General features: G+C 61.3%; 18 protein-coding genes and 1 pseudogene. 12 read left to right on the forward strand and 7 right to left on the reverse strand.

The window, feature by feature from the left end; genetic code table 11:
* The first annotated feature begins 77 nt into the window (after positions 1–77).
* The 3 genes from HMPREF3087_RS07100 to HMPREF3087_RS07110 all read left to right on the forward strand — a co-directional run bounded on the left by HMPREF3087_RS07100 (position 78) and on the right by HMPREF3087_RS07110 (position 3137).
* Complete coding sequence (locus tag HMPREF3087_RS07100) at positions 78–539, forward strand: hypothetical protein (protein WP_070428586.1); 462 nt, start codon at positions 78–80, stop codon at positions 537–539.
* A 189-nt stretch (positions 540–728) separates the two neighbouring features.
* Positions 729–1073 carry a hypothetical protein gene (locus HMPREF3087_RS07105; protein ID WP_070428587.1) on the forward strand — a complete coding sequence of 115 codons (345 nt, stop codon included), beginning with the start codon at positions 729–731 and terminating at the stop codon, positions 1071–1073.
* A gap of 162 nt (positions 1074–1235) precedes the next feature.
* Positions 1236–3137, forward strand: a complete 1902-nt coding sequence (locus HMPREF3087_RS07110) for an alkaline phosphatase (protein ID WP_070428588.1) — start codon at positions 1236–1238, stop codon at positions 3135–3137.
* Positions 3138–3258: 121 nt separating this feature from the next.
* Here HMPREF3087_RS07110 and HMPREF3087_RS07115 read toward each other — a convergent pair whose 3' ends face one another.
* From HMPREF3087_RS07115 to HMPREF3087_RS07125, 3 genes are all read right to left on the reverse strand, one after another.
* Positions 3259–5187 (reverse strand): heavy metal translocating P-type ATPase, encoded by a 1929-nt coding sequence (locus tag HMPREF3087_RS07115; RefSeq protein ID WP_070428589.1) that lies wholly within the window; start codon positions 5185–5187, stop codon positions 3259–3261.
* A 97-nt stretch (positions 5188–5284) separates the two neighbouring features.
* Positions 5285–5989 carry an LptM family lipoprotein gene (locus HMPREF3087_RS07120; RefSeq protein ID WP_070428590.1) on the reverse strand — a complete coding sequence of 235 codons (705 nt, stop codon included), beginning with the start codon at positions 5987–5989 and terminating at the stop codon, positions 5285–5287.
* Positions 5990–6066: 77 nt separating this feature from the next.
* Positions 6067–6690: a hypothetical protein gene (locus tag HMPREF3087_RS07125; protein ID WP_070428591.1), complete on the reverse strand. Its 624-nt coding sequence runs from the start codon at positions 6688–6690 to the stop codon at positions 6067–6069.
* A 175-nt stretch (positions 6691–6865) separates the two neighbouring features.
* Between HMPREF3087_RS07125 and HMPREF3087_RS07130 the strand changes: the two genes are divergently transcribed.
* Positions 6866–7183: an amphi-Trp domain-containing protein gene (locus HMPREF3087_RS07130; RefSeq protein WP_070428592.1), complete on the forward strand. Its 318-nt coding sequence runs from the start codon at positions 6866–6868 to the stop codon at positions 7181–7183.
* A 204-nt stretch (positions 7184–7387) separates the two neighbouring features.
* A complete protein-coding gene (locus HMPREF3087_RS07135; protein WP_070428593.1) occupies positions 7388–8905 on the forward strand; it encodes an ATP-binding protein in 1518 nt (505 codons plus the stop codon).
* Positions 8906–9020: 115 nt separating this feature from the next.
* On the opposite strand, the gene HMPREF3087_RS07140 is transcribed toward HMPREF3087_RS07135, so the two are convergent.
* Together HMPREF3087_RS07140 and HMPREF3087_RS07145 are read right to left on the reverse strand one after the other, a co-directional pair.
* Positions 9021–9599, reverse strand: coding sequence for a DNA-3-methyladenine glycosylase I (locus HMPREF3087_RS07140; RefSeq protein WP_070428594.1), 579 nt, complete (start codon positions 9597–9599; stop codon positions 9021–9023).
* Positions 9600–9658: 59 nt separating this feature from the next.
* Positions 9659–9988: an XRE family transcriptional regulator gene (locus tag HMPREF3087_RS07145; RefSeq protein WP_070428595.1), complete on the reverse strand. Its 330-nt coding sequence runs from the start codon at positions 9986–9988 to the stop codon at positions 9659–9661.
* Positions 9989–10162: 174 nt separating this feature from the next.
* Here HMPREF3087_RS07145 and HMPREF3087_RS07150 point away from each other — a divergent pair, with 174 nt between their 5' ends.
* Genes HMPREF3087_RS07150 through HMPREF3087_RS07160 form a run of 3 tightly spaced genes read left to right on the forward strand, consistent with a single transcriptional unit; the run spans position 10163 to position 11131 of the window.
* Positions 10163–10408, forward strand: coding sequence for a ribbon-helix-helix domain-containing protein (locus HMPREF3087_RS07150; protein WP_070428596.1), 246 nt, complete (start codon positions 10163–10165; stop codon positions 10406–10408).
* Position 10409: 1 nt separating this feature from the next.
* Positions 10410–10652, forward strand: coding sequence for a hypothetical protein (locus HMPREF3087_RS07155; RefSeq protein WP_070428597.1), 243 nt, complete (start codon positions 10410–10412; stop codon positions 10650–10652).
* A gap of 50 nt (positions 10653–10702) precedes the next feature.
* Positions 10703–11131 (forward strand): GNAT family N-acetyltransferase, encoded by a 429-nt coding sequence (locus HMPREF3087_RS07160; protein ID WP_083272088.1) that lies wholly within the window; start codon positions 10703–10705, stop codon positions 11129–11131.
* 108 nt (positions 11132–11239) lie between these two features.
* Here HMPREF3087_RS07160 and HMPREF3087_RS07165 read toward each other — a convergent pair whose 3' ends face one another.
* Positions 11240–11980 carry a DUF4261 domain-containing protein gene (locus HMPREF3087_RS07165; RefSeq protein WP_141738899.1) on the reverse strand — a complete coding sequence of 247 codons (741 nt, stop codon included), beginning with the start codon at positions 11978–11980 and terminating at the stop codon, positions 11240–11242.
* Positions 11981–12478: 498 nt separating this feature from the next.
* Here HMPREF3087_RS07165 and HMPREF3087_RS10405 point away from each other — a divergent pair.
* The 4 genes and pseudogenes from HMPREF3087_RS10405 to HMPREF3087_RS07185 form a co-directional block, all read left to right on the forward strand.
* Positions 12479–12712 (forward strand): annotated as a pseudogene (locus HMPREF3087_RS10405) (transposase); the annotation flags it as partial.
* 111 nt (positions 12713–12823) lie between these two features.
* Positions 12824–13366, forward strand: coding sequence for a hypothetical protein (locus tag HMPREF3087_RS07175; RefSeq protein ID WP_070428600.1), 543 nt, complete (start codon positions 12824–12826; stop codon positions 13364–13366).
* Positions 13367–13529: 163 nt separating this feature from the next.
* A complete protein-coding gene (locus HMPREF3087_RS07180) occupies positions 13530–16409 on the forward strand; it encodes a RecB family exonuclease (RefSeq protein ID WP_070428601.1) in 2880 nt (959 codons plus the stop codon).
* Positions 16406–19807 (forward strand): UvrD-helicase domain-containing protein, encoded by a 3402-nt coding sequence (locus HMPREF3087_RS07185; RefSeq protein ID WP_070428602.1) that lies wholly within the window; start codon positions 16406–16408, stop codon positions 19805–19807. The genes HMPREF3087_RS07180 and HMPREF3087_RS07185 overlap by 4 nt, the downstream gene beginning before the upstream one ends.
* 664 nt (positions 19808–20471) lie before the next feature.
* Here HMPREF3087_RS07185 and HMPREF3087_RS10530 read toward each other — a convergent pair.
* Complete coding sequence (locus HMPREF3087_RS10530) at positions 20472–22259, reverse strand: hypothetical protein (RefSeq protein ID WP_141738900.1); 1788 nt, start codon at positions 22257–22259, stop codon at positions 20472–20474.
* Positions 22260–22550 lie beyond the last annotated feature (291 nt).

The following is a 22550-nucleotide window of genomic DNA, read 5'->3' on the forward strand; positions in this document are numbered from 1 at the left end:
CCCCATTCAACCCTTGACAGTCTAGTACATCGTGCTAGTACACTGAACTAGCACACCGTACCAAGCCGGGAGGAATCATGATCGAGGCACTTCAGAACTTCACGCAGTCACTGCCCGAATGGGCGCGGTGGGCCGGCGTCATCGTCATTGCCGCACTGCCGTTCGTCGAGTCCTACTTCGGGTCGACAATTGGGATCATCGCCGGCGTCCACCCGGTTGTCGCGGTCACCGCCGCAGTCATCGGCAACACAGCATCGATGCTTCTGCTGGTCTTCGGTGCACACAAACTGCGCAGCCGCTTTGCCAAGCGTGAGCCCAAACGCAGCACGCAGCGCCTGAGAAAAATGTTCGACCGCTGGGGCGTGCCCGGTGTCAGCCTCCTGGGACAGACGGTTCTGCCCAGCCAGATCACATCGATGGCAATGGTGTCTTTTGGCGCCTCCCGCAACGCTGTTGCCGGATGGCAGATTGTCTCCATCATCATGTGGGGCACGCTATTCGGAACTCTTACAGTCGCAGGCTTCAACTTTCTGGGCTGAATTTCCACCCAAGAAGCCCTACAGCCGTGACAGGCCCGAGGTGAACGTACGGTATTGTCCGTGCGTTCACCTCGGGCTTGCCGCCGGTCCAACCACCGGCCAGCATCCCGCCACTCTTTGGGAGTGCAATAGGTCCGGCGCTTTCGCGCCGCCCCTCCCTTTCACATACGGAACCCTGAGGAGTGCTGCATGAGCTTTGCGAACACCGCCCGCCAGATCACTGTCGGAACGGCTGTTTTTGCTGCCCTGACCATCACCGGTTTTGCCGCACCCGCAGCAGCGGCACCGGACCAGACGGAGCAGATCACGGCAAGCGGCACCTCGGCAGCGGAGGCCGAGGCGAGTGTTACCAAGCTCTACGGAAACGCGCCCGATGTCGAAAGCGTTCGCGCTGTCTACGACTGCAGTGGGAGCTCGCTGCCGCAGACGACAACCGAACTCGCAGTTGCGGCCGCCGTCGCCGGCGGCCTGCTGACGACAGCGGCCGCGGCGGTGGTTGCGGGCAGGCGTGAGCCCGAAGCGGTTGAAGCCTGAACAGCACGCCAAAGCGCTCTTCCAGCGAATCCCTGTCAGCGATGGATTCGTTGACCCGAAGTTGACTTTGCGCTCGCTTCGCATATAACCCGAGGTCAGAGGCCTGCAACTCGCGTTCGATGTGGTTGTTGAGTCACACAACAACCACGTCGAAGGAACGCAATGAGCTTCACATCAACCGCTCGCAGAGCACTGGGCGGCGCAGTCGCCGCCGCTGCGGTCGGCTCCATGGGCTTCGCAGCGCCCGCCATGGCCGAACCGCAGACCGAACCGCGCAACGTGATCATCATGATCGGCGACGGCATGGGCTTCAACCACGTTGACGCATCCAGCCTCTACAACAACGGCAAGACCAACTGGCAGATTGAAGGCAAGCCCGGCGCTGGTGACAAGATCACGAAGCAGGACGGCTACGGGGAAACGCCGTCACAGGTCTATGAGAACTTCGACGTGCAGCTTTCCATGAAGCACCCCTCACTCGACTCCCCCGAGTACAAGAGCGAAGACGCCTGGGGTGACTTCGACTGGGCTAAGAAGGACCCCACCGACTCGGCTGCATCAGGCACCGCGCTGGCCACCGGCCAGAAGACCCACAACGGCTACCTGGGCGTTGACGGGGACAAGAACCCCATCAAGAACGCCGCTGAGCACGCTCACGAAACCGGACGCGCAACCGGTGTCGTGTCCTCGGTGCCCTTCGGCCACGCAACCCCCGCCGCATGGGGCGCTCACGTTGAAAGCCGCAAGGAAAACCACAAGATCGCTCAGCAGATGATCGACGGTTCGCTTGACGTCATTATGGGTGCCGGCCACCCGAAGTTTGACGATGACGCCCAGCCTCGCGAGGCGGAATGGGCCTGGCTGACGGAAGAGCAGTACGCAGGTCTCCAGAAGGACGGTTCGGGGCGAACCTTCGTTGAAGACACCAAGGGCATTGAAGCCATTGCTCGCGGTGAAAACGTTCCCGAACGCCTCTTCGGACTTGCTCCGGTTGCCGAAACCCTGCAGTTCAACCGGTCAAGCCTCGAAGAAGCTGAGCCGCGCAACAAGGGCAAGGGCCGCACCGACGGTCAGCCGATCGAGGGCGAAGCTCCTTTGCCAGGCGAAGCAAAGAAGAACGACGTCGTGTCGCTCGAGGACATGACCAAGGCGGCCCTGAATGTCCTGTCACAGGACGAAGACGGCTTCTTCACCATGATCGAAGGCGGCGCAATCGACTGGGCCGGCCACGCCAACGCCACCGTCGGCAACATTGAAGAAATGGACGACTTCAACAAGTCGGTCGAAGCTGTCACCGAATGGGTCGAAAAGAACTCCAGCTGGGAAGAAACCCTTGTGATCGTCACCGCTGACCACGAAACCGGCTACCTCAACGGTGCAGTGAACGGCACAGCCGACGAAGGCACAACTGATGGCGCGACCGACGGTGCGACTGATGGCGCTGTCGACGAAGGCGCAACCGAAGGCGCAGCTGACGAAGGCAATGCTGCTCCCACAGCTGCCGCTCCCGCACAGGCTGAAGAAGGCACCGCCTCGACCAAGCAGTGGGCTCCAATGACCGGCACGAAGGGCACGCTCCCCATTGACAGCTGGAACTCGCCCCAGCACACCAACCACCTGGTTCCGTTCTTCGCCAAGGGTGCCGGTACCGACAGCATCAGCAACCACGTCAAGGGCACTGACCCCGTGCGCGGTGACTACATCGACAACACCGATGTGGCGAAGCTTTCCTTCGACCTTATGAAGGAAGCAAGCGACGACCCGACCGGCAAGCCCGAAGAGGGCGGCGCCGACCAGCCCGCAGAAGAACCGGGCAAGGAAGAACAGCCAGGCGACGACGAACAGGGCCGCGAGCAGACCGAAAACGACGACGCAGCGGCAGACTCGGACGACGACCCCTCCCAGGCACCTGCGGCTGCAGGCAGCGGCTCCAACACCGGTGGAGCACTCCCCCGCACGGGTACTGAAATCGGCACGGCCGCCGCAATTGCGGCAGGCCTTCTGGCAGCCGGTACCGCCGCTGTCGTCGCAGGTCGACGCAAGCGCGCAACAACGGACGCCTGAAATCAGGTTGATCTGACAGCAGACTGACAGACAGTCACACGGTGGGCCCCGGGAACTTCCCGGGGCCCACGTGCTTGCACTCCACCTCGTCAGTCAAGCCAACAGGAGCCGAACCTGCGCGTCACTGCGGAGCGATACCGCGGTGCTTCCGACCCACGCGAGCAGCTCGCACACCGTTGAGAATGACGATGACCTCAACGAGTTCGTGAACCAGCACCACCCCGGCGAGGTTGAGCACACCGAAGACAGCGATCGGGAACAGCGCAAGGACAGTCGCCAGCGACAGGGCGATGTTGACAGTCATAATCTTCCGGCCGCGACGGGCATGTGCGAGGGCTGCCGGAATCAGCCGAAGGTCGCGCCCCGTCAGTGCGATGTCAGCTGACTCCACCGCTGCAGCCGAACCGGTGGCGCCCATCGCGATGCCGACCGTTGCGGTGGCGAGTGCAGGAGCATCGTTGATGCCATCGCCGACCATCGCGGTTGGCCGCCCTTCATTCAGCCCGGCAATAGCTGCCGCCTTATCGGCCGGGAGCTGTTCAGCACGCACTTCGTCAATGCCGGCTGCTGCAGCAATCGCCTGGGCGGTGCGACGGTTATCGCCGGTGAGCATGATTGTGTTGATGCCCTCTTCGGCAAGCATCGCGATTGTCTCTTTCGCTTCCGACCGCAGCTCATCACGGGCACCGATAAGTCCGGCAACCTCACCGTCAGCTTCAACAACCACAACCGTCATACCGGCTTCGGCGAGCTCTTCAGCATCAGCGCTGAGGCCGCCCGGGTTGATCCAGCGCGGGCTGCCCACACGAACAGCTGTGCCCTGGACGGTCCCGCGAATGCCATGGCCTGCTTCTTCAATGATGTCAGCGGCCGCAGGAGCAGCGGGCGCCGCCGCAGCGATTGCTTCGGCCAGTGGGTGTGTGCTTGTCGCCTCGACCGCGGCAGCCCACGCCACAACCTGAGCCTCGGTGATTTCCCCGGCCGTGCGGACCTCCGCAACCTCAGGGCGTCCGTTGGTCAGAGTGCCGGTCTTGTCGAAGGCCACCTGTTCCACAGCGCCAAAGCGTTCAAAGGCCGCACCGGATTTGATGACGATGCCGAATTTTGATGCCGAGCCAATGGCGCTGATGACGGTCACCGGCACCGCAATGGCGAGCGCACACGGCGAGGCAGCGACAAGCACAATGAGTGCGCGCTCAACCCATGTCCACGGGTCTCCGATGATGAAGCCAAACACTGCGACGAAGGCCGCGGCAATGAGTGAAATCGTCACAAGCGGACGGGCGATTCGGTCTGCCAGCCGGGCTCGTGAGCCCTTGCGGGCATGCGCCTGCTCAACAAGAGAAACGATCTGCGTAAGCGAGTTGTCCCGACCATCCGCAGTTGCCCTGACCACGAGCGAACCCGAGCCGTTGACGGTTCCTGCCGCCACCTCGTCACCTTCTGCTGCCGCCACCGGGATTGACTCACCGGTAACGGCCGAGGTGTCAATGTGCGACTGGCCTTCAACGATCACGCCGTCGGTTGCGATCCGATCACCAGCGCCGATGATCAGGCGGTCGTTTTCACGAAGGTTCGCCACGGGAACCGTGTGGACTTCTTCGCCGTGCATCACCCGGGCGGTCTGCGGAACCAGGGAAAGCAGTTCCCGCAGTCCCGCTTTGGCACGGTCCATCGCGCGGTCTTCCAGCGCCTCTGCGAGGGAGAAGAGAAAAGCCAGCGCAGCCGCCTCGGCAACATAACCAAGTGCAACGGCACCGACCGCTGCGATCGTCATGAGCAGGCTGACGCCGATCTTGCCGCGCGCCACTCCCCTCAGGGCTCCCGGCACGAAAGTCCACGCGCCAGCCAGCAGAGCAATGGATTCGAGGATGGTCGCAATCAGCGCGTGGCCGGCAATGCCGAAGGCAAAGCCGCCGAGGAGGAACGCACCGGAGATTGCCGACGGCAGCAGGGCCGGGTCGCGCCACCACGCGGGGGCTGTCTCAATTTCTTCGCCGGGAACGATGGGGCGGGTGGGGGCTTCTGCTGCACAGCACGCGGGGGTCATCAGGCACTCCTCAAAAGGTGGACATATAAGCAGTTGCTTATATGTCCACCTTACAACATATAAGCAGTAGCTAATATGTTGGGGTCTTGAGGTGGCGTCAGAGGATCTTATGCTTCTTCGACGAGAACTGGAAACCGTGGGAGCCCTGCACGCAGATCACACCGGAATCGACGTTCGTGGTGCACTTAAAACCGTAGGCCTCGAGGACCTGACCGTACTGAAGGACAACCGTCGAGCCACTGTAGTTGTTGATATACGCAGTGTCGGTGAGCCCCTGAAACGCAGGCCCACTCCCCTGTTCCATGACGATGCCGTTCGGCTTGCCGTGCTCGCCGTCCGCATACTGAACCGAAGGAGCATTCGCCGGCGGGTTGCTCGACTGACAGCCGACATAGTCCTTCGAAATCATGCAGAAGTGCACTTTGGAAGGCGCCTGGAAGTAGTACGCGTCACCGATATATCCGGTTGCTTCGCGGAATGGTTCAGTGCCGACCTTCTTGCCGCCCTTGAAGTAGCTGTTGAGCGAATTGCCGCCGCTGCTGGAGCCTCCCCCGCCGGAGCTCTTCGATTTCTTCGGAGCCTGCCTCTGATCCTGCTGCTTGGGCGCAGGAGCTCCGCCGGTGGGGCGAATCGGCTCGTCCGGATCAGATTGCTCCTGACCGGCGTCGGATTCTTGACCGCTATCAGTCTGGCTCGTCTCGGCTTGCTCTGGCTGGGCAATTTCAACTGACGGCTGGCTCGAACCGCAGCCAGCAAGGGCAAACACGGCAAGAACAGCACCCGCGGTGCGCAGAATCTTCATGGCGCAATTCTATCCGTTCACAATTCGCAATTCTTTGCCCTCACACGCTATGAAACCGCACGCACCCCCTGCCGAAATCAGCGAAGCGTGTACTTCTGCGAAGACACCTGCAACCCGTGTTCGCCCTGAATGCAGATGACGCCGAGTTCCATGCCCGTAGTGCACTTGAAGCCTTTGACATCAAGCACTTCGCCGTAGCCCAAAACCTTTGCCTGGCCGTCCTGCTTCAGGAAGGCCGTATCGCTCATTCCGAACATTTCAGCCTTTTTGCCGGCGTACATACGGGAAGCGTTAGCAGGACCATAGCCGCCATCCGCCTGCTGGACTTCAGGAGCATTGGGCGGCGCAGCCATGTGCACACAGCCAACGAATTCAGCAGTGATCACACACTGGTGCTTACCCGACTGAGTCTGGAAGTAGTACCCGCCGTCAGCAAACACTGCTGTGGATTTGAATCCCTCGGGGTCGACTTTCTTGCCATCGAAGGATGCGCCCATCATGCTTTCGCCCGCGGGCTTCTCTTCTTCCTTCGGCTTTTGCGGCTCGTCAGAGTCCTGTGCTGGAGCGCTCTCCGTGGCCGCTTCACTCGGCGCTTCCTGCGCTGGGGTGTTGTCGCCAGTTGACACCGACGGCTCATCTGAGCCGCAGCCGGCAAGGGCCAGTGCAGCGGCAACAGCAATGGCAATGCGAACAGTCTTCATGCATTCATCCCTTATGAACTTTCCACGACTTTCGTACAGAATACGCACCCGCGGTCACTTCTGGTAGACCAGCCAACAACGCCCAGCGATAGTTTCATATAATGAGATAGCGGCTGCGCAAGCCAGGGCTCGAGCACTTATCGAAGCCGCCCCTGCTGACATAGAGAGGACCGCAATGACGCAGACTCCGAACACACCCAAGAGAAACCAAAAGCTGCTCAAGAGCAAAGGCGACTTCAGCCGTGAGGAACTGGCGGCGTTCCTTGAAAGCCTTGCCGAGCGTGTCCGCGCCGGCGATATGACACTGGGCACCGGTGACAACGCTCTCGCCATGGATCTTCCCGGCACGTTCCGCACGACGATGGAAGTCACCGACTCCCGTAAGCGTCGCGGAATTGAGCGTGAACTCGAAATCGAGATCGACTGGTACGTCGACGAAAACGGAAAGCCGATCGCGGAAGACCGCCCCGCCTCGGGCTTCACAATCTCCTAACCCAGACTCACAATCGACCCCCTCAGCAATGCGCTGAGGGGCAACGCAGAGCCTCATGCAGACTCCCTTGCTTTCCCAAACCCTCGCCAGTGAAAGGGAGGGTTGGGCCAAAGCACCGACAGCAGAATCAGGCAACCCTCTACCTAATTGCCAACACTATAAGTAAGACTGCAAATTTTGCAGTCTTACTTATAGTGTTGAGCCATGACTTGGAGTCCTGAAACTCTCAACGCCACGCTTGCGCAGTTACGCGCCCGTCGTGGTGATAGCACCTCGATTGAAGTCAAACGCGGCACAGGCGGAGTACCCAGTATGGCTGAGACTCTGTGCGCCTTTGCAAATATGCCAAACGGTGGAACTGTAATACTCGGGGTGGACGAAGGCGATGCAGAGTTCACAGTTGTTGGTGTACAGGACAGCGCGCAGTTAGAAGCTGGCCTGGTGAGTTCCGCAAGACACCGTGTCCGACCTGAACCGCATATCGAGTTCCAAACCGTTGAGATCGAGAAGAAACATGTCCTCATCGCAGCAGTATCACCTCTGCCTTTAGCTGACAAACCCGCAAGAGTCGGCGACAGAGCGTACCTTCGACAAGCCGATGGCGATTATCCGATGCACGCGCACGAAGAAAGGATGATCGAAGTTGCACGGCTGCACAGTGACGAGCAGGTCAACTACGACCTAGAACCAGCGAAGGGCCGCGACCGTGACGATCTGAACAGTGACCTCACGGACTTGTACGTGAATCAGGTCCGCTCCCGAGACCGACGGTTAGCTGACGAGTCCGACGGGCAGGTTCTGCGGCGCACTAACGTACTGACTGCGTCTGGCGAGCCCACTCTTGCAGGGCTGTACGCGCTCGGCGAGTACCCGCAGGGGCAATATCCGGCCCTGACAGTAACCGCGGCAGTACAGCTGGCGGGTGGTGAAGGACAGGCTCGAAACCGTAACCTCCAAGACTTCACCGGACCACTCCCAGTCCTGCTGGATGAGCTTCTTCAATGGGTTGAATCCAACCTGAACACCGATCACGTTTACCGTGGAGACGGTCATATGGAAACTGTTTCCGAGTTACCCCTGAACGCAATACGGGAATTACTCGCAAATGCCTTGGTCCACCGTGACCTTGGGCCGAACACGTTGGGCACTGGAAAACAGGTTCAAGTAAGGCTGACTGACAGAAGCCTGTTCATCCAAAGCCCCGGCGGCCTTAGGGGCGTTTCTTTGTCTCAGCTGGAAAGCGTCGAACACGCTCAAGCGGCTGTCAACCAGCGGTTGTACCACATTGCAAAACGCCTAACCACGCAAAACGGCGCATCGATAATCGAAGGAGAAGGCGGCGGCATTCGCGAGGTCTTTCGAACTACCAAGCAACGTGGACTGAGAGACCCCCAGCTCATTGATACCGGCGTCCAGTTCAAAGCTCTCCTGTGGCGGCCAACCAACAACCCGTGTTCTCCGGAAGCAGAAACCAGAAGAGACCCAAACGACATTTCTCGCGTTCTGGCAGCACCCCCGCTGAGCTCGTCACCGACCAAAAATGAAGCTGACGTTCTCGGCGCTCTAGCGACTCGTGGTCCTCTTGACATTCATGAGCTGTCTGCAGCCACGAAACTGACAATAGGGCAGGTTCGCTACGCGCTGCGCAGGCCACTTCAGGAGGGCATCGTCATCATGGAAGGGCGCCAGGGCGTCAAGTCCACCCGCTACAGCCTCAACTGAGCCCAAAAGACTGCAGACTGTAAGTCACACTTTAAATCTTTGCAGTGTGACTTGCAGTCTAATTGCAGTCGAACTTCCAGAATAGAAAGCGGCTCATTCAGGACCCCTCAGAGTGTCATCTGGGCCGCGCGGTTGAGCCGACCAGGTGGGTGTTGACGATGCCGACGGCTTCCATGAGCGCAAACATGGTCGTGGGTCCGACGAACACGAACCCTCTCTTGCGCAGTGCTGCAGCGAGAGCTTTCGATTCTGGCGAGGTGGTGGGCACCTCGTCTGCTGTTCTCGGGGCGGGATGCGTCTTCGGCTGGTAGGACCAGACGAGGTCAGCCAGTCCCCCTTCGGCACGCAGATTAAGTGTGGCCTGGGCGTTGGTGATCGTGGCGTCGATCTTGCGCCGATTGCGCACAATCCCGGCGTCCGCCATCAAGCGTTCCCGATCAGCATCGGTGTAGGCGGCAACGAGTTCGGGATCGAAACCGTCGAAAGCGTCGCGGAAATTCTCGCGTTTGCGCAGGATTGTCAGCCATGAAAGGCCCGACTGAAACGCCTCTAAACTGAGCCGCTCAAACAGGCCCCGTTCATCCCGGACCGGCCGGCCCCATTCGGTGTCGTAGTACTCACGAAGCAGAGGATCCGAGGCAGCCCACACCGGCCGGATGATCCCATCGTCACCTGTGACGAGCGAATCATTCATGCGCCTACCCCTCCTCAAGGACGCGAACCGAACTGCATTGCAGAATTGTCCGACGGCAACTAGTCGAAAACCAAGGAACGTTCTTCGGAAACAACCAGCACCTCGGCCCCCTTGAGAGCTTCACCGAGGACGTCATTGACCGCCCACTCGAGCGAGTCGAGGGCGTCTTCTCCTCCGCTGATGGCTTCAGCCTCGTGATCGTTCACTCGGATGAGCGCAGCCCCGCCGATGGGCACAACGCCATCATCGTCAGAGCCATGTTCTTTAACGATGCGCGCCCACGCAGAATCCATCGCGTTCGGCGTAACTGCACGCACCCTGACGCGGTAAGCAAGGTCTTGAGTTGTGTGCCGATCAAACCAGTCGTCGGACACTTTCCAGATTGTCATGGATCAAGTATCAAACTGAGCAGCTGAAGCCGCAATGAGCGTGGCGCTTCATTGCTCAAAGGGCACAAGCCCCACAGGCCACCTGGCACAATATGCCGCCACTGGCAGTCGACGTACTCCACAAGAACCCCACAGCACCTAGCGTCTAATCTAATTTCGTATTACGATTAAGGCATGAAGACCATCAAAGGAAAGCCAGTCAGCGAAAAGCAGATCGAGGCTTGGGCGGCCGAAGCAGAATGCGGCTATGACGTGGAGACCCTGCGCTCTCGGGGTCGGAAGCCTCGTGACGAGGCGGCGGCAAAGGTTGTCTCCATTCGCCTTTCGCCCAGCGAACTTTCTGATTTGGATAACTATGCCGCAGCCCACGGCTGGTCGAGGTCTCAAGCAATCCGCGAAGTATTGAGGAACGCAATCTAAGGTGGAAGTTCACCGGAGCGCAACAAAACACGGCATAAAGCCGGAAGATTCCGTGATTGCAGCAACGTCAGGCTGCGCCTTCAAGGCTCCACTTGACGACGAGAACCCGCAACGAGAGCTTCGCCTCGGATTCGATAACTCAACACGACTGCTCGAGCTGGTTGTCCTTATTTGGGACGACGGCTCAGAAACCGTCATTCACTCGATGAAAGCTCGAAAACAGTACCGCACCCTGCTCGACTAATCACCAAGATAGCCAGAGGCTCCGCTGTCTCCTGCAATAGACTCGAACCCATGGATATCGTGACGTACGGGCACGATGAGGTGCCCACGCGAGAAGAGCTTGTTTCACTCTATGATTCCGTCGGCTGGACGGTCTACACGCGTACCCCCGAACGGCTCGAAGCGGCAATTGGCGCTTCACTTCGGGTCGTGACAGCGAGGGTGGGCGACGAACTCGTGGGACTCGCCCGCGTCGTCGGCGATGGGCTCACGATCGCCTATTTACAGGACATTCTTGTGCGGCCGAGCCACCATCGACGCGGGATTGGCCGCGAGCTCTTCTCGCGCGCGTTCGAGCCCTACAACGAGGTGCGCCAAAAGGTGCTCATGACCGACTGTGACCAGGCCACTCGTTCGTTCTACGAAGCCATGGGCTTCACAGAGACCCGCGACCTCGGCGATCTCAGCGAACAGGCGCGCGTTTTCGTGCACTTCAGCTAAGCGGACTTCATTCGTCGAAAATCAGCTTCTGAAGATGAGGCCAGGCCGGATTGTCGACGTTGATGAGACTTTCGACGTCATGCATGGGGGCTCCTTCTCCCGTCATGTTCACATCTCCAGCTGGAGAGCTGTCTCTTCTTCGTCGACGATGCTCGGTTGCCACGACGTCATGATCTTCTCGTTCTCGTCGCGCCCGAGGGTCTCGCCAGCTCGGATCCGTGCCCCACCGAGCAGGTACCCAACGATGTCCATGAGGTAGGGGAACAGGTCGCCGGGATCGCGCGCCGACCCCACCACCTGGATCTCCGGGATGCCCCATTTCGTCAGGCCGATCGAGTCCGTGTCCCAAGCGCCGTCTTCACGCTGAGCGATCCACACAGGCGCCAGGAAGGCCGCGGCTAACGGGTCTTCTGCCTCGGTGAACGAAAGGTAGGGCTCCTTGCCGTACGTGGTTTCCACGTCACCGGAGTAGTAGCCCACGGCTTCCTCCAGGTGAAGAAGCGCGCGCACCACCTGCACGTGGTTGATCACGGCGTCGAAATGGCTGAGCGGGGCCCCGTCGTCGCTGTCGCCCTTCGAGATGCCGGGCATGCCCGGCACGAGCAGGAATGCGCGGTGTTCCGCAATGGCCTCGGGGTCGTCGCCAGCGAACATCGGGTGGAGTACCCCCTGCGCCTCGCCGTCGGGAAACGGTGCATCCACCAACGAAATTGGCACCCAGAGCCCGTTGATCGTACAGGCCACGGTATCGCCGTCAGCCGCATCCTCGTCCCATTCGAAGACCTCATCGTCACTGATGTGGTCATTCAGGGCCTCGATAATCTGTTCCCTGCTGACCGACTCGCTCAACAGCACATGCCGATGACCGGGCCGTCGCTCATTTCATAGGTGGGCTCGGGGCGAGTGCTTTTGATCGCTTTGCCAGAACGCTTGCCAAACAGTCCGAACATGCCTGTCTCCTCGTGAAAGGATTCGGGCGATCATTTCACCAGGAGGTGCGGTGGCAGCACTTTGGAAGGGTGACGAGGTGGAAGTCGAGGTCGACTGCAATGTAGACCTCGCGGTGTCGCCACAATTCGCGGCTTTAGTCCCCGGTGGGGCTTGAACGCAGCTGGTTGGGCGGGTGCAAGAGTGGGATGATGGCTGGTTTCCAGCCGATGGCTTCTACGTCTTCAGCATAGCCGCTGTTTTCGGTTTTGCGTACGGGTTTTTGTCCCATCAGACCGGAGTCGGGAACTGCAGAAGTGGCACGGGCCGCATTGATTGCTGTCTCTAAACGTTGAAGCGGAACTCCACGACGATGCCGTCAGCCATAATGCTGTCCGTGATCTGCCAGCTGGGCTGGACGAGCTTGCTCAGTTGGGGCGGACGTTGTGGCGGAAACGGGCTCATGTGCTGGCGTACTTCGATCGCGGTGGCGCGTCGAACGGTTCGGTCGAAGCGATCAACGGACACCTCGAGCACCTGCGCGGTATCGGGCCGGGGTTCAGGAACTTCGAGCACTACGTGCTGCCCTGCCTGCTCCACTCCGGGCCGCTACCAGCCCGGCTCAACGCACTCCAAAACCGGAAGAGTCGGTAACGTGAGGGGAGGGTCAGCCGGCACCAGCCGCTATTCGAGACGTGTTGCCCGCCAACCTTCCTAGTTTGGCACTATTGGCAGAGTGCTAGTCGGGCGGTTTGGATCAAGAGGGTGAAAGCATTGAACATCGGGTCGCTTGCCGAGTGGGTCGGATCAATCGGGGGCATCTTGGCCGTGATTGCTGCGTTTGTCGCGTGGCGCGTGAGCTCGCGGTTGCTGACGGTTGAGCAAAAACGTGATGAAGATAGGAAGAAAGCAATTGAACGCGAGCAGGCAGAACTTGTCTTCGCGCTCGGGGCGAGGCTGTCTCAACGCGAGGATAAAGAGAGTTGGGCCATCTTCCTGTACAACGGCTCGACCAAGCCAATTTACGATGTCAAGGTCTATAGCCAGCGATTGGACGGCAGTGTCCAGAACCGGCCTCTTGAGCTAGGAGCGCTTCCTCCCGGTAGGTTCGTCGTGCCAAGCCACCCCAAGTACTTCTGGGGAGCCCTCATTGATCTTGACCGGTCGAACGAGGCCCCAGACTTCCTTGTTAAGGGCAAAGGTCAGAAGATGATTACAGAAGTTGCGTTCGTAGATTCGGCTGGGAAGGAGTGGTGCCTCAGCGGCGGCACGAAACTGGAGGAGAAGAACACCTCACCCCAGGGGTGAGTCAAGTACGCCGGCACGTGTTGGCAACAGCCTGATGAACGCGTCCACGCAGACGTTCGGAGGGCAGGAAATCTCTCGCTCACACGTGCTGCCATCGGTGCTAATATGAGCACCAGTGTCGGCGTGCGATCTTGCACGCGCGTTTCCTCAGGAGAAGCACGCCATGCGCATCATTCTCAGCCACGGAGCCGGGCACGTAGCGGCCCTGAACGCCGCAACCCACCCGGATCAGACCGCACTCTCCTCATCCGCCTTCCTCGATTTGCTCCGCACCCGGCTGGGCCTCACAGGCCCTGACGCCGGCAGCCCCCAGCGCACCGCGCAGTACCGCGCACTCATGGCCGCAGCCGGACACCCGTGGTACCGCGACTCCTTCGCTCTGGACCCGTGGAACACCGCCCGCACGGTCCTGAACCTGCGCGACGACGCGATCGCCGCAGGCTGGTCCCACGACTCCAGCGCCGCAGCACAGCCCCGGCTCACGGCACTAGCGGCAATCGAAGACCTCGTGGTGGTCGGTTCCCCGCGTCAGGCCCGTGCCACGCTGGCTCCCGGCCCGGCCGACCACCTCCGCGATGTCCTCGGCCACCTCAGCAGCCTCGTCGAGGGTGGACACGCAGCGTCGTGGCCACTGGGGATCGAGCGCATCGACGTCGCCGATGCCCGCGACGACCTTCCCCCGCTCTGGCGCAGGCTCCTGGACCTGCTCGCCAACTGTGGTGTCGACATCGCCTGGACGGAGGAGGCGTCCCTCGCCCTCGTTGCTCTGACCGTTTCCCGCGGACGGGACGAGTGGTCGACGGCCGAATCCGCCGCGCGCTTCCTCGCGACCGAGCCGGACCCCAGCACCGTCGTCATCATCGCCGGCGACGACACCGCTGTCCTCGACCAGCAGCTCCGCCGCCGAGGCCTCCCCACCGTGGGCGCAGCCCCAACCACCGCGGTCGACCCCGCTGCGCAGCTGCTCCCGCTGTTCCTCACCGCACTCATCCCGCCGCTGGACGTCCACCGCATCGCAGAGCTCCTCGCGCTCCGCATCACCACCGATATCGAGGCCGACGCGGACACCCAGCCCACCGCCACCCGGTCGGTGGGTCTCGTCCCCTCTGCTGCCCGAAAAGCGCTCCTCCAGGCACTCGGCCAGGAAGCGGGGATCTCCAGCGACCCGGAGTCCGCGTGGATGTGCGCCCTCGAGGGCCTGCGCACCGCCTCCGAGGCCCCACTCGCCTCCGACCCGACGGAGACTGCGCCGCTGGAGGCCCCAGCCGCCGCGCCGGATCCCTGCGCCCAGTCCGCGTGGACTATCGCCCAGACGCTCGACGAATTCCTCCGCACGAATCCGGTGCATGTGAGCGACGCGGGAGTGCACCTCGACCGGCTCGTCACCGCCGTCGAGTGGCTGGGTGATCGCCTGCGCCGGCTGGGCGGCGCACAACCGTCGCGCTACCTCACCGCGGCTGCCGCGCACGTGTCCTCCTTTCTCCAGACCATCGACCTGATCGGCACCGACACACTCGTGGTGCGCGAGCTCGTCGACATCGTCGACGCTTGCGCCCCTGCCACGACGTCAGCCGCAGCCCACGCCGAGGCCGCCGCCTGGACCGTCGTCACCGCACCGTCGCAGGTTCCGGCTGGGGCAGACACCGTCCTGTGGTGGTCGGCTCACAACAATGGGGCATCCGCGCAAGAGCTCTGGGATCCCCACGAGGTCGCAGCCCTGGCGGCCGCCGGTGCCACCGTCACGCCTGCCGCGCAGCACGAACGACTGGCACAGGCGGCCGACCTGCGCGGACTGTCCCGCGCCAAGCATGTCTATGCGTTCCATGCCGACACCGTCGGCGGCCAGGAGCGCCATCTCCACCCCGCCCTCGTGCACTTGGCTGGTCGCTTCGCGCAGGCCCGCACCGACCTCTTCGGCGACACCGCCCAGGCTGTCGATGACGTGCTCTCCTCACCCGCGCTCGCCCACCCTGTCCCGGCCCAGACTCACGATGGCACATGGTCGCTGCGAGACCGGAGCCTGGACGTCTCGGTCGTCGACCCGGAGATCCCGGCCCCGCCCACTCGCGTCTCCCGCTCGCTGGGCGGGGACTTCACGCACCTGCTGCCCCAGCGCCTGTCGTTCACGCAGATCGACCGGCTGCTCCGTGACCCGCTGAGCTGGACTCTGAGGTACGGGCTGAATCTCTCCGCCGGACTGGGTGCTTTGGTGCCCACCGACAACCGGATGCTGGGCCTGCTGGTCCACGCGGTCGTCGAGCACCTCGTGGTCTCCGGTGCCGCGGACGGTGGAGCTGTCCCCACCCAGTCGGACATCAAAGAGGTCTTCGAACGCTTCGTCCCGCGCTTCGCGTCTGAGCTCCTGCTACCAGGCTCGCGTGCCCGGCTGGAGTCCGTCCTCACGACGACGCTGGACTCGCTCACGGAGCTGTTCAGCACACTCGCCGATCACGGTCTGCACGTCACCGGTGCCGAGTCGGAGTTCCACTCACAGCTCACCCTCGACATCGCCGGCACCCCACGGACAACCGAGCTCATGGGCTTTCGAGATCTGGACGCAGAGCTGACCGATGGCCGCCCCGCCGTCATCGACCTCAAGTGGACCTACTCGCCGCGCACGTACCGGGAGGCTGTGAACGAGGGCGAGGCCGTGCAGCTGAGCATCTACAGCCAGGCGCTCGACCGGCCGAACACTGTACCGCTCACTGCGTACTACATGCTCAAGCAGGCGGTGTTCGTCTCTGCGGACCAGAAGCTGGACCCCGAATCGCGAGCCCCGCGTAACCCTGCGCACCTCTGGCCGCGCATCCAGAGGTCGGTCGAGCAGACACTCACGCGCATCGCTCAGGGCACCTTCGACGCACCTGCCGCGGACGTCTACCTCGAGACAGGAACGGGCGTGGGACACGAGAAGAAGCCCTTCAATGACGCACTCGCCGACCTGCGCGACGCGGCTCAGAAGGATGGCCGGCTGCTCATCCAGGAGCAGCAGCAGTACAGCGACTTCACCGGACTCTACGGGCTGCTGGGGGACTACTCATGACGGTCACGATCATCACCGCCTCGGCAGGCTCGGGGAAGACCCACCGCCTCACCGAGGAACTCTCGCGCCGCCTGTCCGCCACGGCCGAGACCCCGCTGCGCGCCAACCAGATCATCGCGACGACCTTCACGGTCCGCGCCGCGGCCGATCTCGTCGAGAAGACCCAGCAGCGCCTCCTGGATGACGGGAACATCGAGGCGGCCGAGGAGATCCGCACCGCCCTCATCGGCACCGTCAACTCGGTGGCCGGACGCATCGTCACCGACTACGCCATCGACGCGGGCTTCTCGCCGCAGGTGCGCGTGCTCGACGAGGAGGAGCAGAAGCAGGTGTTCCGCACGGCCGCGGACCACGTCATCGCCCAGGCCGAGGCCACCCACCGCGACCTACTCCTGCGCACCGGCCATAACGGAGACGCCGAGGGAGGCCCAGCATGGGGCGGTCCCACCGCGTGGGCGGATCTCGTCAACGACGTGGTGACAGCCGCGCGCACGAATCACCTGGATGCAGACGACCTGCAAACCTCCGCCGAGGCCTCGGTGCGGGAATTCCTCCGCCTCGTCCCCCCGACGGGCAGCGACGACCGCAGCCGGTGGCGCGACCTGCTGGTCGAGGACGTCGAGGTGCTGCGGCACGCACTGCGGATGCTGGACGGAGATGCGGTCACGGACTCACCGGGAGAGCGCATCGAGTCCCGGGCACAGTCCGTGTCCATCAACGGCCGCAGCCGCAGCAATGTGGAAGGCAGCATCCTCACGCTGGATGCCTTCGTGCGGAAGCTGGGCGGGGCCTCGGGCACGGCGGAGAACTTGTCGGCGGTGCCGTGGGACGACTGGGCGAGGATCGGCCGCGGGGAGTTCACGGCAGCCGATGGCGGAAAGGCTCCCGGCACGGTGCCGAAGCGGGTGCTCGCAGAGTCCAGCGGCGCATCCGTGGAGAACGGGCTGCTTGCGAACCCCGCCTTCCAGGACGATGTCGTGGGCCTCATCCGGCTGGTGTTCGACACGGCGGCACAGACACTGGACGCCTACCGGGACTTCAAGGAGCAGCTTGGCGTCATGGACTTCGTCGACCAGGAGGTCCGGGCGCTGGACCTGCTGCGGACGGATGCGCGGGTGCGGGACTCGGTCAAGGCGCGGTACCGGCTGCTGGCCGTCGACGAGTTCCAGGACACTTCGCCGCTCCAGCTGGCGCTCTTTATGGAGCTAGCTCAGCTGGTCGACGATGTCATCTGGGTAGGTGACCGTAAGCAGGCGATCTACAGCTTCCGCGGCGCGGACCCGCAGCTCATGGACGATGTCTTCGACGCGATGCTCGCGGGTACGGACACTCTGGCTCCCGCGCTGACGGATACCCTGGGATTCTCGTGGCGCTCCTCGCTGCCTCCGCTGGAACTCAGCAATACGGTGTTCCGCTCTGTGTTCGCGGATCAGCAGGAGGACCAGGTGGTCCTGTCCGTACCGCCGCAGCGCGAGCACCTGCAGGATGAGGGCAGTCGCGAACTGTGGGTGGCCGACAGCGCGAAGGGCGGTGGCAACCAGGCAGGCTCCCGGTTGGCGACCACGATCGCGCAGGGAATCGTCGACCTCCTGGAGCGAGAGCCGCAGGTGCCCGTATCGGGTGGCGCACATCGGGCCGTCGTGCCCGGCGACATCGCCGTCCTCGTCCGGTCTAACAGCGAGGTCGAGAGGGTCGTGAGTGAACTCCGGGACCGCAGGGTGCCCGCGACGGGCGCCGCCGTGCCGCTCCTGGAGACGCGCGAGGGACAGCTGGTCCGGGCGGGGCTGGCGGCCGTCGTGGACCCGGCGGACACGGTGTCCCTCGCCGAGCTCGTCACCTTGCTGCCGGATCACGCCGCACATACGTCGTGGTTCGAGGACGCCGCACGGATCGTCGACGCGGAGCAGCGACGCACGCATTCTCGGACGTGGTGGGATGACGCGACTCTGCGAGCGCTGGCGGATCTGCGCGGGCGGGTCTCCGACCTAGCGCCCACGCAGCTGCTGCTCGAGGTGATCGATGCTCTGGACCTGCCCCAGCGGATCAAGGCGTGGACCGCACCCGAGGCCCGGCTCGCCACCCTAGACGGGCTGCGGCAGCTGGCAGTCGAGTACGAGGAGCGCGCCACCTCGACGCGCACCCCGATGAGCGCGATGGGGATGCTTTCCCACATCGTCGACGAGGCCAGCACGAGCACGGGCGCGCAGCCCCACGACGAGGTAATGGTCTTGACGCTGCACGGGTCGAAGGGCCTCCAGTGGCCTGTCGTCGTGACCGGTATCCCGCAGGCGAAGGACCGGAGGCACCGGGCCGTGAGTGTGCAGAAGGCCGAAAACTTCCGACTGGAGGAGCCTCTGGCCGGCCGGAGCATCAGCTTCCTGCCGCACGTGCTCGCGTCCTTCCCCGCGATGCAGGAGGCCTGGCAGGGCAGTCCTGTGGTGACCGCGGGGACCAAGGTCGAGAAGCGGGAAACGGCCAGACTGCTGTACGTGGGCCTCACCCGGGCCAGGTTCCACGGGATCATCGCGGCATCGAGTCCGGATGGACAGGGCAACGCGCTCAACGATGCGGTCGCAGGCGACGTCCCGGTCATCGAATGGGACGAGCCAGCTGAGGACGGGCCCGGCTTCGTTCGCGTGCACGACCTGCGACGGAGTGATGACGGGGCAGCTTTCAGCGACCTGCCCATCACGATGCGTACCTACGCGACCGCCGGGGACTCGAGCACGTGGGATCGGGAGATCTCGCGCTCGTTCTACGCGTGGACCGACGTGCCGGTGCGCAGGCCGCAGAACGGCGAGAAACGCGTACCTGCACGGTTCAAGGCCAGCAGTGCAGCTTCAGAGGGCATCGATGTGGATATCCGGGCCGTCGCGACGCTGGGAGAGCCGCTCGTCGCCCGCGGTGGTGTCGACTGGGATGTCGTCGGCGATGCGGTGCATGCGTATCTGGCGGTCCCCCACCAGGCGATGCCGGAGTCGATGGCACGGGAAGCGGCGGCTCGGATCATCGACCGCTGGGGTGTGGGCGATGTGGTGCAGCCAGATGTGCTGTGCGAAATGGGCGCTCGCTGGGCGCGCTGGGTGGAGGAGACTTATCCCGGCTCCCAGATTCTGACGGAGCAGCCGATCGCGTGGCGCAACGAGCAGTACCAGATCCTGGACGGCTGGATCGATACGCGGATCCTGCTGGCGGGTGGCGGTCACGTCTTGGTCGACCACAAGTCGTACCCGGGAACAGATCCGCTGGGGCATGTGCGAAAGAAATACGTGGGGCAGCTGGCCGTGTATGCCGCTGCGATCAAAGCGATGACTGGGGATGCACCGCAGGAGATCCTGGTGCACTTGCCGTTGCGAGGAGAAGTGGTGAGCGTAACGCTGGGATCGGTGGTCAGATGATGGCAGACACCGCCGCAGGGGTCTTGATGTGCTAACCGTTGGCGCTCTCGAAGGCTAGATCCACTAGGTGCAGTTCCTCCGGCGCTTCATTGAGCAGCCCGGTCTCGTCAGCCAGGTACTCGGAAATCTCCGTCACTGAACCCCAAGTGCCGCATACGCTCCTCAAAATCCGAGGCGAGTGGCAGGCATCGGATGTCCTGATTTGCGCAACGCAGTCTGAATCCTGTGGTGTGTGAGGCTGTGACGTGCGGGTTCATGGTTAGGGGTGCGCCCTGACAATTCAGGGTGAGTAGCCTCAGACGCATGGGGATCGTTCGTGCGGAAGGCCAAGACCGGCTCCGGCGCTACCGCTGTCCAGATCGTGCACAAGACCGGTAGCCGCCGCAACGGTATCGAGCACATACCCATCCTAAAAACTAAAACAACAAAAACAGGCACAAAAATACATATGAAGTTGCCCTAGTTTCAGTGCGTAAAGGTTTGATTCAGCATAAACGCAACGTACAAAGCGAATGCGCCCAACGCGATTATAACTCGCACGGAGGTAAACCGCCCTCACCGCGGGTATCGCACCGTCATTGAGGTCGTGAATGGGCGAGACGCCTCCCAGCTGGACGACGTTCTCTGGCGTAACGCTTGCGAGTTTTATGGGGTTGGTGCTGATTCAGCGTTTTTCAATCCACCGCAGTGAGCCCGAGACCAAAAGCCAAACGAACACACAAACTCCTACAGTCGCTATACCCGACCAAATATGCGGCAGATCAAACAATCCAAATGCTTCAGCAATTCCCGGGCCACCTAGCGCAGCAGCCACGACCCCTAGAACTTTGTTTGTGCGGTCAGACCGTTTTGCCCGGTCATCTGAAGACACCAGCTGGCGGTATTGATATTGTGTGTTGTAGACCTGCTGTCTGAACGCGAGTTCATCAACAAAGTCGTTGTACACAAGGTTTACTCCGATGACATTCTTGATCGCCAACAGCAGTTCCGTGTCGACTCGCCTGCCCGGCACTGAAGTGAACCATCCTTTATCGCGGAATGTCAGGAATGACCGCTCAACCGACGCCAAAGCGTCTACCTGTTTCCGTAGCTCTTCGTTTTCATTCAAGTTTTCATCGGAATTTGCGAGTTTTGTTGCTAAGTCAGGCTCCAAACTCGTCAATCGATTGTGCAACTGATGCAATACAATCGAATTTCTAAGAGTCAGGATTGCAAGGTCAACGTACCGGGTAGCGCCAAAAATCAAATACTGCGTGTCACCAACTCGTTCGGTGAGGTCGACGGCAGTTTGAAATTGGTTGCGAGTGATTCCTACTCCGCTGTCCATACAGAGGAACGTCCAGTTCTGGAGACCCGCGAGTTTATAACGATCTAGACTTTCATGTGTTTGTTCTGGGTGTCCTTCATAATATGGGTCAGCGCCCGTAGCGATCTGCCAGGCCCACCACTCATTCGGAGACCACGCACCCGAATCCGAGCTTGAACGTTTCGTTGGTGTTTGCGGTGGTACGTCTTCGGGTATGGCGACTGCTATCCGAAATGGTCGAGGTTGGAACTCTAAGTTCTCTTCGGTCTTGCTGTCTGATTCGCGCTTGAGTTGGCCGTTATACCGCAGTCTAAAATCGCATGTCCATTGTGGCCCTGATACAGCAGTTGTAACGTTGTGTTCCATCAACGCTTTAGCGATATACACAAAATGCTGCAATAGGCTTTCATTACTTTCTAGCTCGGGCGAGTGTGTATCAGTAAAATTGTCTGCGACCCCGTGCCGATGCGTTGAAAGTGAACGAGAAATGTGTCGCAGTTGCGGGCCGCTACAGTTCTGAACACATACGTGAAGAACTAGAAACGCTGATTCGGTTCCCTTTTGGTCTGAAAAAGCAGAGTCACGGGGTTCGAAATAATTGAGAACTTCAATAGCTTGAAGTTGCACTGAGTTGCCGCCATCATCGCCGATAGGATTTTCTTTAGTGACCGGGAACCGTGTTCTAGGTAGACCTGCGCGCTTCGGACACTTACCGTATATGTCAGGCATTTCGTTCTTGCCGTGGATGCTCCGGTTATGAGCGCTGGGGCTGATCTCTAGATGATAGTGATCGGTGAGCGTTTCATACCACTTACCGTCTTCTTTTTCTGCAGAAATTGATTGGCCCCTTGTAGCTGACGAAAGCGCCAACCCAAATCTACGTTCAGTCGACCAGCCATTCGAAGTAATTGACTTTCCGTCATTGCGTTGAATAATTCTTTGCCCATAAGGCCCGTCATTCTCGCGGAATTTGTTTGCGTTCTGCCATCGACCTGGTTTCCAGGTTAACTGGCCCGGGTCATTACCCGCCACCGAAAAACTTTGGCCCCTGTCAGCAATGACTGCGGACCGCTGCGGTAGCGGAAAAATCAATGAGAACTGAACGTAGCGCCAAGTGGCGTCAGATTTGAAACTGGGATTGGTCACTTTCACCTCTACAAGCTCACTTCGAACCGCTTACAGTTCCCATCATAAAAGTGATTGCGACATTTACCGGTCCAAGTCTTTGTAACGGTTGACGAATACAGCGAGTTTGTCCAGCACGCACTCTCAAACGACGGATGCCACGCCAAACCTTTGCCTCAAAGGCGAAGTACACAGCCTCACTCAGTGGAACACCGCATCACGCCTCTACGTCAGACACCATTCGTATGATACCGCCCAGTTGCTCGGACGCAGCAATGCTTGTGGGGGGTGTCCCTATGGTGTTTGTCAAGC

Origin of the sequence: Brevibacterium sp. HMSC22B09 (assembly GCF_001806795.1) — a bacterium.
GTDB classification, from domain to species: Bacteria; Actinomycetota; Actinomycetes; order Actinomycetales; family Brevibacteriaceae; genus Brevibacterium; species Brevibacterium ravenspurgense.